The following is a 14121-nucleotide window of genomic DNA, read 5'->3' on the forward strand; positions in this document are numbered from 1 at the left end:
AGACAAACCCCGACCGTCTTAGTTTAGGCCAGCGGATGATGGCAAGCCGCGAACTGGCCGGGCGCGATTTCACGCAACTCCGGTATCTCCGCGCTGCATCGCTGATCGGCCCGCGGACAGCGGGTGCGGAAGCGGCAGCCGGACGGCGGCGCAATCGGCGATGGCGGCTCGCCACTCGCTACACTCTCAACGGGACGCACATCCGGATCAGGCACCGGGATCGCCTGCAACAGCAACCCGGTATAGGGATGCGCCGGCTTTGCGAACAATTGTTCCGACGGCCCGACCTCGCAGAGCCGGCCGAGATACATCACCGCGACGCGGTCGCTGACCGCTTTGACCACCGCGAGATCATGCGCGATGAACAGCAGCGTCAGGCCGAAGCGCGCCTTCATCTCCTCCAGCAGATTGAGAATCTGCGCGCGGATGGAGACGTCGAGCGCCGACACCGGCTCGTCGCAGACGATGAACTCAGGATTGAGCACCAGCGACCGCGCGATGCAGATGCGCTGGCACTGCCCGCCGGAGAATTCATGTGGCAGACGACCCGCCACGATATCAGGGTCGAGCCCGACCGCGGAAAGCACCTCGTGAACGCGCCGCTTGCGCTCGGCAGCATCCTTGACGCCGGCGATGATCAGCGGTTCGGCGACGATGTCGCCAATGCGCCGGCGCGGATTGAGCGAGGCGATAGGATCCTGAAAGATCAGCTGCACGCGGCGGCGCATCTTGCGCAGCGCCTCGCCCTCCATCGCCGTCAGATCCTCGCCGTCGAACATCACCCGCCCGGATTTGGCGCGGCGCAACTGCAGGACCGCGCGCCCCAGCGTCGACTTGCCGCAGCCGGATTCACCGACCAGCCCCAGCGTCTCGCCGCGTGCGACCTGAAGGCTGACACCGGAGACGGCATGCACCGTCTTGTTGCCGAGACCATATTCGACGACGAGATTGTCGACGTTCAGCAGCGGCTCGGGGCGCACGGCAAGCTGCATCATGCGCCGATCCCCTCGGCCATCTGGATCGGATGGAAGCAGGCATAGAGATGCCCCGGCACCTCCGCGCTCTTCAGCTCCGGCTTGGCCTCGTGACAGCGCCCCGCGGCATAACGGCAGCGCGGCGCAAAGGAGCAGCCACGCAGCGGCCGCGTCGGGTCGGGCGGACGGCCGGAGATCGCAGGCAGCGGCGTATGCGGCGCGGTCTCAAGCTTCGGGATCGCCGCCAGCAGCGCCTCGGTGTAGGGCATGTGCATGCGCTTGAACAGCGTCGGCGTCGGCGCGCGCTCGACCACCCTGCCCGCATACATCACGGCGACCTCGTCGGCGCGGCCGGCGACGACGCCGAGATCATGGGTGATGATGATCATCGCCATGTGGCGCCGCCGCTGCTCGCGCGCCAGGAGATCGAGAATCTGCGCCTGGATGGTGACGTCGAGCGCCGTCGTCGGCTCGTCCGCGATCAGCAGTTTCGGCTCGCAGGACAGCGCGATCGCAATCGCGATGCGCTGGCGCATGCCGCCGGAACATTGATGCGGATATTGCGCGAGCCGCTGCTCCGGTGCCGGAATGCCGACGGCCGCCAGCAGCTCGATGCTGCGCTTCCTGGCCGCCGGGGCATCCAGCTCGAGATGTTCCTGGATCGTCTCCATCAACTGAGTGCCGATGGTGAGCACGGGATTGAGCGAGGTCATGGGATCCTGGAACACGACCGCGAGATCGCGCCCGCGTAGGCGCCGCAGCCGTTCCGCATTAAGCCGCACCAGATCCTCGCCGTCGAACATCACCCGGCCCGTCAGCTTCGCCTTCTTCGGCAGGAGTTGAAGCACCGCGCGCGACAGCATGGTCTTGCCACAGCCGGATTCGCCGACGATGCCGAGCGTGCGGCCGGCCGCCAGCGACAGGTCGACGTGATCCACCGCGCGCAAATTGCCGCGCGGTGTCGGCAGCTCGACCGCGACGTCCTCGATGGTCAAGAGCGGCGCGCTCACAATGCCCCCTGACGCGGGTCGGTCAGGGCCCGCAAGGTGTCGCCGACGAGGTTGAAAGCCAGCACGGTCAGGAACAGCGCCGCCGCCGGCAGGAAGGCGAGCCGCGGCGCGACGTCGAGGCTCTCGCGCCCCTCGCCGATCATGCTGCCCCAGCTCGCCATCGGCGGCGGCACGCCGAGGCCGAGAAAGGACAGCGCCCCCTCGACCACGATGGTGACGGCGACACCGAGCAGGAAGAAGGCGAGCAGCGGCAGGATCACGTTCGGCAGAAGCTCGCGCAGCAGGATCCGCGCGTGGCTGGCGCCGAGCGCCTCGGCGGCAATCACGAATTCGCGCCGCGACAGCGTCAGCGTCGCCGCACGCGCCACGCGCATGAAGGCGGGAATGCCGAGCACGCCAAGGATCAAGGTCAGGTTGGGGACGGATTGGCCGAGATAGGCAGTCACGGCGAGCGCGAAGATCAGCGGCGGAAAGGCCAGCAGCACGTCCATGCTGCCGACCACCAGCGTCTCGAACCGGCCGCGGAAATAGCCGGCGAGCAGGCCGAGTGCGCCGCCGAATACAAGGCTGATCATCGGCGCGATCAGCCCGACCGTCAGCGACACTCGCGCGCCGAAAATCAGGCGGGCGAGCTCGTCGCGGCCGAGCCCGTCGGTGCCGAGCCAGTGCTCGCCGGAGAACGCCGCGCGGCGTTCCAGCATGTCCATGTCGGTCGGGTTCTGCAGCGGCAGCACCGGCGCCAGGATCGCGAGCGCGAGAATGATCGCAAGCCAGCCGCTCGCGAGCCAGAACAGCAGGCCGAGCTTGCGCCTGCCGCGAACGGGCGCGGACGCCGCCTCGTCCTGAATCGAGAGCTCAAGCGTGGCCATGGCGGATCCTCGGATCAAGCACGGCGTAGAGCATGTCGACGATGAAGTTGACGAGCACGAAGCCGCAGGCGACCAGCAGCACCACGCCCTGCAGGATGACGAGGTCGCGGGTGTAGATCGCGCCGACCAGCAGCCGTCCGATTCCGGGTAGTGCAAAGATCGATTCCACGATCAGCGTGCCGCCGAGCAGACGGCCGATATTGATCCCGGTCACCGTCACCAGCGTCAGCGACGAGGGCTTGAGCGCATGTACGAACAGGATGCGTGCGGGCTTGAGGCCCTTGGCCTTGGCGAGCGCGATATAATCCTCCTGCAACGTGGCGATCATGTCGGAGCGCAGCACCCGCATGATGCCCGGCCATTCCGCCAGCGCCAATGTCAGCGCCGGCAGCACGAAGAAGCGCAGATTGGCCAGCGGCGCCTCGGTGAACGGCACATAGCCGGTCGCGGGCAGCCAGTGCAGCTCGACCGCGAACAGATAGATCAGGAGGATCGCGGTCAGGAAGGACGGCATCGACAGCATGGCGAAGGCGCTGCCGGTCATGAAGCGGTCGAAGGCGCCGCCGGCGCGCGCGGCGCAGGCGATCGCAAGCGGCACGCCGATCACGAGCCCGATGAACTCGGCCATCAGCATCAGCTGGAGCGAGACCGGGATGCGCTCGGCCACCGCCTGGAGCACCGTCTGCCCGGTGCGGAAGGAGCGGCCGAGATCGCCCTGCAGGACATGGCCGAGCCAGCTCAGGTAACGCCACCACAGCGGTTGGTCGAGCCCCATGTCACGGCGCAGCGCCGCGACATTCTCCGGCGTTGCCTGGTCGCCGAGGATGACCAAGGCGAGATCGCCCGGCAGCAGCGAGGCAATCAAGAAGGTCAGCAGCGAGACGGCCAGCAGGACCGGCAGAATCGCAAGGAGCCGCCGAACGACGAAGTTCAGCATCGCGCTTTCATTCCAGCCAGGTGTTCGAGACGTCGATCACACCGTTGTAGATTTTCGGAAAGCCCTTCAGCTTGGCGCTCGACAGCGCGTAATAGGTGTTCTGGAAGGTCCAGAACCAGATCGCCTGCTTGTTGATCAGGCGGCTGATCGCGCAATAATCCTCGGTCCGTTGGCCGAGGTCGGCCGTGACGCGGGCATGATCGAGCAGCCGGTCGAGCTCCGGATCAGCGTAGTTGGACAGCGCGAGCGGACTGCCGCTGCGGAAGTTCGCATACATCTGCGGATCGGGATCGGCGAGATCGACGATGCGCCACGGCGTCAACTGGAACTGGCGGGTGAAGGCGCGCGACGGGATGGTGGCCTGATCGACCTGCTCGATCTCCATGTTGCCGCCGACGCGCTTCCAGAACTGCTGGAGCACCTGGCCGATCATGCGGCCGCGGGGCGTCGCGGTCACCAGCATCTTGAACTCGACCGGCTTGCCATAATCCTTGATCAGCGCCTTGGCCTTCTCGATGTCGAACGGCAGCGCGCCGTCGTCCTTGCACTTGACCCAGGAACCGTCGCCGTACGGATTGGTCGCGGGGCGGCTCAGGCCGTTGCTGATTGCCTGCGACATTTTTGGACGGTCGATCGCCATCACGAGCGCCTGCCGCACGCGGACGTCGTCGAACGGCGCGACCTTGGTGTTGAAGGCGTAGACCTGCGCGCCCGAGCCCTTGTAGGTGTGCACGGTGAGCTTTGAGTCCTTCTGCGCCCTCATGATGTTGTCGGCGTCGTTCTCATCGTCCCAGATGATGTCGGCCTCGCCCGATTGCAGCGAGGCAAAGCGCGACTGTGCGTCGGGCAGCGGCTTTAAGATGATGCGGTCGAGATACGGACGGCCCTTGTCCCAGTAGTCCGGGTTCTTCTCCAGCACCATGCGGTCGCCCGCAGTCCAGGATTTCAGGATGTAGGGGCCGGTGCCGACGGGATTGCGATTATAGTCGTCGCCCTTGGTCTTCCAGGCCGTCGGCGAATGAATGGCGTTGTTGGAGCTCTGGATGGTGATCACCGCCGGCAGGTTCACGGAGGGATCGGTGAGATTGTAGACGATGGTGTATTCGTCGGGCGCCAGCACCTCCTTGACGTTGGTGATGTAGAAGGCGCAGCGGCACTTGTTGGCGGGATCCTTCTGCCGGTCAAAGTTTTCCTTGAACGCCTGCGCATTGAACGGCGTGCCGTCATGGAATTTCACGCCCTGACGCAGCTTGAAGGTCCAGCTCTTGTAGTCGTCGGAATGGGTCCAGGACACCGCGAGTTTTGGCGCCGCCTCGCCTTTCTCGTCCAGCGTCGTCAGCGTGTCGAAGATCGCAGCGGCTGCGGTGAAGGTGGAGGTGTCGTAGACGCCGACCTTGAGCGGATCGAAGCCTGCAATCTCCAGCTCCTGACCGACGGTGATGCTGCCGCCCGACTTCTGCGCCTGCGCCGGCGCTGCCAGTGCAAATGCCGCAACAAGGAAAATCGGCACGCACTTGCGTGCCACGGCAGCCGCACTCGTCATGGTTCCTCCCGGGGTCCCTCGTCCGATGTTTCGGATCGTTGAATGACTCGGGGAGCGAGATTGGCGACAAATGTCCGCCACGGCAAGAGGAACGCACGAAGGGTTCGAGCGCCGCATACCGCGGCGCGATGCGTTCAGCACGTCGCGGCCGTTTTGCCTGATGGAATTGGCGCTTCGTCCGCGAGGCCGATCTCATCGCGTAGCGCATCCGTGTGCTCGCCGAGCACGGCCATCGTCTTGGCCGGCGTGGTGTCGGCGCCCGACATTCGGAACGGCAGATTGAGGACCTGGAATGAACCGCCCCCGTCCCGCACCTCGGACAGCGCCTGCCGGTGCGCGAGCTGCGGATCGGCCAGCGCTTCTGACACGGTGCGATAGGCCGAGGCCGGGACGCCGGCCGCGCCGAGCGCGGCAAGGCATGCATCGGTCGTGAGCTGCCGTGACCAGGCTTCGACGCCGTCCATCATGTCGGCCCAGTTCTCGCGGCGCGCGGCGTAGGTCGAGAAGCGCGGATCGGAGATCCAGGCGAGGCGGCCGATCACCCCCATCAAACCCTGAAACGTCTTCTCGCTCGCGATCGTGATCATGACATAGCCGTTTTCCGTCTCGGTCGGCCCGAACATCGGGCGCGGCGGCGGCTTCACGGCGAATTGCGAGCTCTGCAACTCGGTCAGCGTCAGCGACAGCATCGTTTCCAGCATGGAAACGTCGATGTGCTGGCCGAGACCCGTGACCGTGCGCTGATAGAGCGCCGAAGCGATCGCGCCGAAGCCGTACGTGCCGGTGACGACGTCGGCATGATAGATGCCGCAATAGTCGGGGCGGTTGCGGCCGGGCTGGTAAGCGAGATGCGCCATGTCGTAGCCCGAGGCCGCGTGGATCACCGGCGCATAGGCCGGCAGCTCGGCCGAGGGGCCGGTCTGGCCGTAGCCCGAGATCGAGCAGTAGATCAGCTTTTGGTTGACCTGACGCATGCTGTCGTAGTCGAGCCGCAGCCGGTGCATCACCCCCGGGCGGAAGTTCTCGACCAGGACGTCGGCGGTCGCGGCCAGCCGGCGCACCGCCTCCTTGCCGTCCTCGGATTTGAGGTCGAGCACCACGCTTTTCTTGCCGACATTGAGCTGGCCGAACGTGGTGCTGCACCCCTTGCGCAGCGGCGGCCGGGTCCGCATCGTCTCGCCGCCGTCGGTCTCGATCTTGATCACCTCGGCGCCCATGTCGGCGAGCATGCGCGTGCAGTGGGGACCGGCAATCGTGGTCGAAAAATCCAGGACCCGCAGGCCGGCGAAGGCCTTTGTCGTCGTCCCCTCATGCTTATCTGCTAGCTGCATGCCTGCTCACGTCCTTGGGTGTCTTAGGAACTTATCGAAGTTCTCTGTTGTTGATGCGGCGACCCTAGAGGGCGGCGGCTGAGTAGGAAAGTGTTTACCGAACCGACGCGCCGCATGGGCGGGCTTGGGAATTCCGGAACAACTGGACCCGTTCTTGCATAGCAGCGAACGGGATCGGCAGAGGGCGGCTGTTCTTGAGGGTCTTGTTCGTCACGACAGAGATGGACGACTTCGTCCGCGTCGGCGGACTTGGAGCCGTTTCTGCTGCTCTCCCCCGCGCCCTTCGCTCCTTTGCCGATATCCGGATCATGCTGCCCGGCTATCGCGACATCATCGAACAACTTACGCACATTCAAATCGTTGGCCGCTGTCCGGCATTTGCGGAGATGCCAGCCTGCTCGCTCGGGCGGGCCGCGACCAAGGACGGCCTGCCGGTCTACGTGCTGTTGTGCTCACAGCTCTATGACCGGCCCGGCAATCCCTATGGCGACGAATCCGGGCGCGACTGGCCGGACAACGACATCCGCTTCGCGCGCCTTGCCTCGGCCGCCGCTGAGCTGGCCATGGGCACGCTGGACAAGAATTGGGCAGCAGACCTGATCCATGCCAATGACTGGCAGGCCTCACTCGTGCCGGCCTATCTCGCCTGGCGCGGCGCCAAGCTGCCGTCGATCCTGACCATCCACAACCTCGCCTATCAGGGCCTCTTCCCAAAGGACTCGCTGCGGCGGATCGGCGCGCCGGAGAGCTCGTTCCATATCGACGGCGTCGAATTCTACGATCAGGTCTCCTTCCTCAAGGCCGGGCTGGTCTATGCCTCGCACCTCACCACGGTCAGCGGCACCTATGCGCGCGAGATCACCACGGCCGAATTCGGCTGCGGTCTCGAAGGCCTGCTTCGCGTCCGCTCCGACGCCGCCGAGCTCACCGGCATCCTCAACGGGATAGACGAGAGCTGGGACCCACGCTCCTGCTCACAGCTCGCCCAGCAATTCGGCGCCGGCGACTGGATCGGCAAGAAAGCGAATGCGGACTACGTGCGCAAGCAGTTCGGGCTTGCGGTCTCACGCGGCCCCATGTTCGGCATCGTCGCCCGCCTCGTGCACCAGAAGGGCATCGACCTCGTGCTGTCGGCCGCCGACGAGATCGTCGATGCCGGTGGCCAGATCGTGATCACCGGTTCCGGCGAACCGGCGCTCGAGCAGGCCGTGATCAACGCGCATCGCCGCCGCCCCGATGCCATCGGGGTCGTGATCGGCTTCAACGACGCCCAGGCGCGCCGCATCTTCGCCGGCAGCGATTTCACCCTGATGCCCTCGCGCTTCGAACCGTGCGGGCTCAGCCAAATGTACGCCCAGCGCTTCGGTTCGCTGCCGATCGGACACCAGACCGGCGGTCTGGCCGAGACCATTACCGACGGCGAGACCGGCTTCTTGTTCGCAAGGCCCTCGCGCGAATCCTTCATCGGCGGCGTCCGCCGCGCGTTCGAGGCGTTCATGGCGCAGGACCAGCTCGATACCATGCGCCGCAGCGCAATGGGACGATCGTTCTCCTGGAGCATCTCGGCCGGCTGCTACAGCGCGCTGTACCGGAAGCTGGCGTCGGTGTGAGATTGGGCCGAGGCGTGGCTACGCACTCCGTCATTGCGAGCGTAGCGAAGCAATCCAGAGTCTCTCCGCCGCGGTAGTCTGGATTGCTTCGTCGCAAGGGCTCCTCGCAATGACGGAAGTTGTTGGCAGCAGCGGAGGACCTCACCCCTTCCCGCGCACGTCCATCTGCGGCCGCCCGATCCAGGCGCGGTTCAGGCACCGGATCATCCAGTCGGGCTGCGGCTCGCCCCGCAAGCGCGCCTGCGCCTCCTGATAGGGGCCGACATAGCGCAGCCGGTCGGGCAGTTTCGGATAGACGCGCCTGATCCAGGTCAGCGCATTGTCGGCAGCTTTGATGTCGCGCGCGTCAAGCACAAGGCCGAATCCGGCGCGCAGCCGCTCCGGCAGCATGCGCGCCGCGAGCGCGCGGTACCATCGCGGTGGCCGCAACCAGGGGCGGGCGCCTCTGAAGATCTGTTCGGCGATCTGGCGCGCGGCCGGGCTGACGGTCAGCGTATCCGACTGCGCCATCGCCGCATTGTAGGCTGCGAAGCCGGACCAGTCCGCCGGCAAATCATCCCCCGTCAGTCCGAACAGGGCGCCGTACAGCCGGGCCTCGCTCCAATAGCGCTCGCGCTCCTCCGCCGAGAGCGGCGGCAGCACCAGATCATGCACCATCAGCGCGGTCTCGACCAGCGTCGCATGGACCCAGCGGAGCGAGGGAATGTCGTTGGCGCAATAGCGCGAGCCGGCCGCGAACGGACCGACGGTCTCGGGCATCTCGCCAATGATCATGCTGTGGCGCCGGTGCAGCTGCCGGGACGACAGCAGCGCCCGGTCCAGCGAGCCGAACACCATGGTAAAGACGATGTCGAAAGTGCGATGGAAGCGGCCGATCGGGTCGGCAAGGGTGCTCGAATGCTCGGCGATCGCCGCCGCCACCCACGGATGCGCCAGTTGCAGCAACAGCGCACGGCCGGCGCCGAGAAAGATCACGGCCTCCCGGTCGATGCGCCAGGTCAGCGAGGACGGACCGAACACGCCGGCGACCGGTCCCGCCGCGTTCGCACGCAGCGTTTCGAGCGACGCCTCCAGATCTTTCTCACCGACCAATTGCAAGCCTCGCGACGAAGACACGGCGACAATACCCCGGACCGCGCCGCTGCGAAATCGTCATCACGTAAAACAATGAAGAACAAGGCCCTCACTCCGCCGCAATCGGCAGCACGTCCATATGCTCGTGCAGCACCACGCCGGCGAGCGGATCGAATTCACCGATCCAGGGCTTTCGCGCAAGCACGGATCTCGTGTGGGCATAGCCTGCATCCCAGCGCTGCATGATGCCTGACGGACTGAAATCGATATCCTTGGTGTGGCTCTCGCGGTCCAGCTGCGGGGCGAGCAGGCGCACCACATGCATGCGCGTTGGGCAGCCATGGCTCGTGAGCTCGCGCACCGCCGGATCGCTGCGCTCGCGCTCGGGCAATCGCGCGGCGAGCTGGTTGATGACGTGGCGCAGGCGATGGGCCTGCTGCTGGCGCGCGATCTGGCTGGCGATCCGGCTGGAATATTGCACGTCCTTGTGACGGTTAAGCACCTCCGCCATCGTGGTCGGCTCGGCTCCAACCGGATTCCACAGATGCACCGCGAAGATCAGCGAGTCCTTACGCGGATTGTCGTCGAACACCGCCTCTGTCGGCGTGTTGGACAGGATGCCGCCGTCCCAATAGAGCTCGCCGTCGATGCGCACCGCAGGGAAGGCCGGCGGCAGCGCGCCCGAGGCCATGACGTGCTTCACCGAGAGATCACCGTCGCGGCTGTCGAAATAGCGCATCTGGCTGGTGCGGACATGAGCCGCACCGACCGTCAAGCGCGGCGAACAGCGGTTGACGAGGCTGAAATCGACGAGTTCGAGCAGCGTCTTCTCCAGCGGCGCAGTCGAATAGAAGCCGGCGTGGTCGGCGCCGAGCGGAAAGGAATCCCCCGCATGCGCCAGCGGATTGGGCCGGAAGAAGCCGGGAATGCCGTTGGTGACCGTCGACCAATAGGTCAGCTTCTCGTTGAAGCCGGGAAACGCGGTGCGCAAATTCCAGATCGGATTCTGCTCCATCCGTTTCCAGAACTCCCTCAGACGCGCGAGTCGCTGCCGAGGCGCGTTGCCCGCAATGAGGCTCGCATTGATGGCGCCGATCGAGGTGCCGATGATCCAGTCAGGCTCGATGCCGGCCTCGTGCAGCGCCTGATACACCCCGGCCTGATAGGACCCGAGTGCGCCGCCGCCCTGAAGCACCAGCACGACCTGGCCCGGCAGGTCCGTACCATTGTTCTGCGCGTTGTCCTGCATGCCGTTCATGTCTCGCTCCTCATGAGCTTGCGCCGATCGAATGTTCGCAGTCCGCCGCAGCTTGTTGCGCCGCCCCATGTCAATGCGCGGTCCAGCCGCCATCGACCGGAAGCGCAATGCCGGTGATGGAAGCGGCCGCTTCCGTCGCCAGGAACACCGTGAGCGCGCCAAGCTCCTCGACCGTGGCGAAACGCTTGTTCGGCTGCTGCACGAGCAGCACGTCACGGATCACCTGATCGCGGGAGACGCCGTGCGCCTTGGCCTGTCCGTCGATCTGCGCCTCGACCAGCGGTGTGTAGACGTAGCCCGGACAGACGGCATTGCAGGTGATGCCCTCCTCCGCGGTCTCGAGCGCCGTCACCTTGGTGAGACCGACGATCCCATGCTTGGCGGCGACATAGGCCGCCTTGAACGGCGAGCCGACCAGACCATGCGCAGAGGCGATGTTGATGATCCGGCCAAAACCGTTCCGGCGCATGGCCGGCAACGCGAGTCGCGTGGTGTGGAAGGCGGACGTCAGATTGATCGCGAGGATCTGGTCCCATTTCTCGACTGGAAACTGGTCGAGCGGCGCGACATGCTGGATGCCGGCGTTGTTGACGAGGATGTCGAGCCGGCCGGATTGGGCGATGGTGGCCGCGATCATCTCGGCGATCGATTTGGGCCTCGTCATGTCTGCGGGCGAGTAGCTCGCCTTGATGCCGAATTCGGCGGCGAGCTGCTCGCGCGTCCGGTCGATCTCGCTCGCGACACCGAGGCCATTGAGCACGATGTCGGCACCCGCGGCAGCCAGCGCCCATGCGACGCCGAGCCCAATGCCGCTGGTCGAGCCCGTGACCAGCGCAACCTTTCCGGCCAGCGCGCGCGCAGGTTGAGACGTCTGTGGCTTCAGCGATATGTTCATGCGAGATCCTCCATTGGCGATCGCTGGGCTTGGCCCCGGCGCCCGCTTTCGCAGGACCATGAAGCGGCGCCGGCCCGAATGGAAATGCCGCCTGGCTTCCGAAACCATACGCGCCCGCTATTGCGGCCGGGATGTCATTCCCTGCCCCGATCGGCTAGAGTTCTGCTGCCCGATCCTGCTGGGGAGCCGATCCATGGAAATGCATCAGGTCCGCTATTTCCTCGCGGTGGCGCAGCTGTTGAACTTCACGCGTGCCGCCGAGGAGTGCAACGTGACGCAGCCGTCGCTGACGCGCGCGATCAAGCAGCTCGAGGCCGAGCTCGGCGGCGACCTGTTTCGTCGCGAGCGACCGGCTGCGCAGCTGACCGAGCTCGGCCAGCGCATGCATCCGCTCTTGAAGCAGTGCTATGACGCCGCCGTCGGCGCGCGTTCCCTCGCCTCCTCGTTCAAGAGCGGTGAGATCGGCGCGCTCCGCATTGCGCTGACACATTCGATCGATCTGTCGCTGCTCATTCCCCATCTCAACCAGATCAGGCGGCAGTTCAACCGGCTCGAATTCCGCTTCCTGCGCGGGACGAGCCGCGAGGTCGGCGAATTCCTGAAGAAGGGCGAGGCCGAGCTCGGGATTGCCGCCGAGATCGATGAGGCCTGGGAACGGCTCGACGTCTGGCCCCTCTTCACGGAAACTTTTGAGCTCGTCGTCGGCGATGGCCATCGGCTGGCCGGCCGCAGCTCGGTCGAACTGGAGGACTTGCGATCGGAGCAGCTTCTGAGCCGGACGTTCTGCGAGCATTCCGGCCGGATCTCTGCGAGCCTGCGCGAACACGGCATCGACATCGAACATGGCCACGAAGTCTCGAACGAGCGCGATCTGATCGAGCTGGTCGACGCCGACATGGGCATCGCCATGCTGCCGCACACCTCGCCCGTGCCGGAACGGCTGACGCGCGCCGCGGTGACGGGGCTGGACGCCCGCCGTACCGTCAGCCTTTACGGGGTGGCCGGCCGGCAGCGCACGGCAGTGGGCAATGCCGTGATGCGCATGCTGCGCGGCGCGGACTGGCGAGAGCTGGCGGGCTAGCGCGGACGCTGCTTTCCCCTCTCCCCTTGCGGGAGAGGGTGGCTCGCGACAGCGGCGAGACGGGTGAGGGGTTGTCTCAGCGCGCTAGTCTCTTGCATCGTCGTCCGTTAAGAAGGCGAATTGAGCGTGGCGTGACGGACGAACGTGCGCCATAGCTGGACCAGGATGAGGCACAAGAGTTCTCTGAGCCAGGCGAGGATGCGGCGGAAGTTGTGGCCGACGGCGGAGAGGATGACGTTGGCCGCATCTCCGGCGCGGCCTTTAAGGTAGCAGCGGCCGAGGTGACCATCGGCCTTCAGGTGTCCGATGATGGGTTCGATGGCGGAGCGGCGGCGCAGCTCGCGCTTGATGACACCGAAGACGCCGCGCTTCTGGCCAGAGATGAAGACGCGTCGGGGATTTTGAGCGTCGTGGCCGCGGTATCCCTTGTCGACATAGGCCCGCTCGATCGCGCAGCCGGTGAGAGTCTCGGTGCGGTCGATGACGTCCCGCAAGGTGTGACCGTCGTACGGGTTATCGGGTAGCGCCCTGGCGTGCAGCACGAACAGGCCGCCGGGAGCACGGCGGTTGTTGGTGACGATGGAGGCTTTGACACCGAACTCGTAAGGCGCGGCTGCTTTGCCCTTGCCGATGCACTCGACCTCCGGAGCGTGGAAGGAATACAGCTTCCAGCCGCGCTGGCGCTGTTGCTGCGAGCGGATCTGCGAAGCCCGGCTGAGCGGGAGGGCGAAGGCGTTCTCGAGCACGGTCTGACCTTCGATCTTGCGGCGGATATCGCGGATGATCCGGCCCAGCCGGCTGCGCAGGATGCGCAGCTGCCGCTGATGCCGCTTGAATTGCTTGGCATGGGCGTAGCGCCCCGCCATCATGGCCGCGGTCTTGGCAATGCGAAGATAGGATTGCCGCAGCCTGACCCCGTGCTTCCTCGCCAGGCGGTTGAGCCCCTTGATCGCCGCGTGCAGCAGCTTGGCATCGGTCGGGAAGGTGATGGCCTTTGGCTGCACCGTGGTATCGACCGTGACGCGCTTGAGGTCTTGGCTGCGTAACGCGCCGGCCTCGTGCGCCACCCGCAGGCTCTCGGCCAGCAACAGCTCCAGCTTGTCGCCGAGCCGCTTGCGCCAGTGGCTCAGGTCCGAGCGCTCGTGCGGGAACGCGTGCTGGAAGAACTCTTCGCCGGTGACGTACTGGAAATACGGGTCATGGACCCAGCGCTCGCACACCCCCTCATCGGACAGGCCGTAAATCTGCTTGAGCAGCAGCAGCCCGATCATGAAGCGGGTCGCGATCCCGGGCCTGCCGTTCTCGCTATAGAGCGGCGCGACCTCGCCGTCGATCCAGTCCCAATCGACCTTACCGGCGAGCTGAACCAGCTCGTGCTTCATGTTGATGATCTGGTCGAGCCTGGCGCGGAACAGATCGTCCGATCCCGTCGTCCTGTGCTTCTTCGGTCGCATCGCCACCTCCGATGCGACCACGGAATCATGACTGGCGATTCGACGGAATCCTGAAAATGAAATCGCAAGGTTCCGACGCCCGAAG

12 protein-coding genes are annotated in these 14121 nt (G+C 65.7%); 2 read left to right on the forward strand and 10 right to left on the reverse strand.

Annotated features, from left to right (window positions below; all coding sequences use genetic code 11):
* Nucleotides 1-23 precede the first annotated feature (23 nt).
* From XH85_RS32895 to XH85_RS32920, 6 genes are all read right to left on the reverse strand, one after another.
* The gene (locus XH85_RS32895) at nt 24-995 is read right to left on the reverse strand and encodes an ABC transporter ATP-binding protein (protein ID WP_091892747.1); all 972 of its coding nucleotides are present in this window, start codon (nt 993-995) and stop codon (nt 24-26) included.
* The gene (locus tag XH85_RS32900) at nt 992-1984 is read right to left on the reverse strand and encodes an ABC transporter ATP-binding protein (RefSeq protein WP_128935192.1); all 993 of its coding nucleotides are present in this window, start codon (nt 1982-1984) and stop codon (nt 992-994) included. The genes XH85_RS32895 and XH85_RS32900 overlap by 4 nt, the downstream gene beginning before the upstream one ends.
* Nucleotides 1981-2853: an ABC transporter permease gene (locus tag XH85_RS32905; RefSeq protein WP_128935193.1), complete on the reverse strand. Its 873-nt coding sequence runs from the start codon at nt 2851-2853 to the stop codon at nt 1981-1983. The genes XH85_RS32900 and XH85_RS32905 overlap by 4 nt, the downstream gene beginning before the upstream one ends.
* Entirely contained in the window at nt 2840-3790 is a 951-nt protein-coding gene (locus XH85_RS32910; protein ID WP_128935194.1) for an ABC transporter permease, read from the reverse strand. The genes XH85_RS32905 and XH85_RS32910 overlap by 14 nt, the downstream gene beginning before the upstream one ends.
* A gap of 7 nt (nt 3791-3797) precedes the next feature.
* Nucleotides 3798-5333 carry an ABC transporter substrate-binding protein gene (locus tag XH85_RS32915; RefSeq protein WP_128935195.1) on the reverse strand — a complete coding sequence of 512 codons (1536 nt, stop codon included), beginning with the start codon at nt 5331-5333 and terminating at the stop codon, nt 3798-3800.
* Between the two features lie 134 nt (nt 5334-5467).
* The gene (locus tag XH85_RS32920) at nt 5468-6664 is read right to left on the reverse strand and encodes a CaiB/BaiF CoA transferase family protein (protein ID WP_128935196.1); all 1197 of its coding nucleotides are present in this window, start codon (nt 6662-6664) and stop codon (nt 5468-5470) included.
* 194 nt (nt 6665-6858) lie between these two features.
* Between XH85_RS32920 and glgA the strand changes: the two genes are divergently transcribed.
* Nucleotides 6859-8274, forward strand: a complete 1416-nt coding sequence (gene glgA, locus XH85_RS32925) for a glycogen synthase GlgA (RefSeq protein ID WP_128935197.1) — start codon at nt 6859-6861, stop codon at nt 8272-8274.
* A gap of 141 nt (nt 8275-8415) precedes the next feature.
* Here the strand turns inward: glgA and XH85_RS32935 are convergent, their stop codons facing one another.
* The 3 genes from XH85_RS32935 to XH85_RS32945 form a co-directional block, all read right to left on the reverse strand.
* On the reverse strand, nt 8416-9366 hold the full coding sequence (locus tag XH85_RS32935; RefSeq protein ID WP_164939234.1) for an oxygenase MpaB family protein: 951 nt from the start codon (nt 9364-9366) through the stop codon (nt 8416-8418).
* A gap of 91 nt (nt 9367-9457) precedes the next feature.
* The gene (locus tag XH85_RS32940; RefSeq protein ID WP_128935199.1) at nt 9458-10606 is read right to left on the reverse strand and encodes a patatin-like phospholipase family protein; all 1149 of its coding nucleotides are present in this window, start codon (nt 10604-10606) and stop codon (nt 9458-9460) included.
* 70 nt (nt 10607-10676) lie between these two features.
* Nucleotides 10677-11501: a 3-hydroxybutyrate dehydrogenase gene (locus XH85_RS32945; RefSeq protein ID WP_128935200.1), complete on the reverse strand. Its 825-nt coding sequence runs from the start codon at nt 11499-11501 to the stop codon at nt 10677-10679.
* 193 nt (nt 11502-11694) lie between these two features.
* Here XH85_RS32945 and XH85_RS32950 point away from each other — a divergent pair, with 193 nt between their 5' ends.
* A complete protein-coding gene (locus tag XH85_RS32950) occupies nt 11695-12582 on the forward strand; it encodes a LysR family transcriptional regulator (RefSeq protein ID WP_128935201.1) in 888 nt (295 codons plus the stop codon).
* Nucleotides 12583-12689: 107 nt separating this feature from the next.
* On the opposite strand, the gene XH85_RS32955 is transcribed toward XH85_RS32950, so the two are convergent.
* Nucleotides 12690-14036, reverse strand: a complete 1347-nt coding sequence (locus XH85_RS32955) for an IS5 family transposase (RefSeq protein WP_128935202.1) — start codon at nt 14034-14036, stop codon at nt 12690-12692.
* Nucleotides 14037-14121: the final 85 nt, after the last annotated feature.

It is taken from the genome of Bradyrhizobium zhanjiangense, assembly GCF_004114935.1.
Taxonomy (GTDB): domain Bacteria; phylum Pseudomonadota; class Alphaproteobacteria; order Rhizobiales; family Xanthobacteraceae; genus Bradyrhizobium; species Bradyrhizobium zhanjiangense.

Excerpts from the sequence above, each read along its gene's own strand:
- XH85_RS32895 (WP_091892747.1), bottom strand. The coding sequence starts at position 995 with ATGATGCAGCTTGCCGTGCGCCCCGAGCCGCTGCTGAACGTCGACAAT.
- XH85_RS32905 (WP_128935193.1), bottom strand. The coding sequence starts at position 2,853 with ATGGCCACGCTTGAGCTCTCGATTCAGGACGAGGCGGCGTCCGCGCCC.
- XH85_RS32910 (WP_128935194.1), bottom strand. The coding sequence starts at position 3,790 with ATGCTGAACTTCGTCGTTCGGCGGCTCCTTGCGATTCTGCCGGTCCTG.
- XH85_RS32915 (WP_128935195.1), bottom strand. The coding sequence starts at position 5,333 with ATGACGAGTGCGGCTGCCGTGGCACGCAAGTGCGTGCCGATTTTCCTT.
- XH85_RS32920 (WP_128935196.1), bottom strand. The coding sequence starts at position 6,664 with ATGCAGCTAGCAGATAAGCATGAGGGGACGACGACAAAGGCCTTCGCC.
- XH85_RS32940 (WP_128935199.1), bottom strand. The coding sequence starts at position 10,606 with ATGAACGGCATGCAGGACAACGCGCAGAACAATGGTACGGACCTGCCG.
- XH85_RS32945 (WP_128935200.1), bottom strand. The coding sequence starts at position 11,501 with ATGAACATATCGCTGAAGCCACAGACGTCTCAACCTGCGCGCGCGCTG.
- XH85_RS32950 (WP_128935201.1), top strand. The coding sequence starts at position 11,695 with ATGGAAATGCATCAGGTCCGCTATTTCCTCGCGGTGGCGCAGCTGTTG.
- XH85_RS32955 (WP_128935202.1), bottom strand. The coding sequence starts at position 14,036 with ATGCGACCGAAGAAGCACAGGACGACGGGATCGGACGATCTGTTCCGC.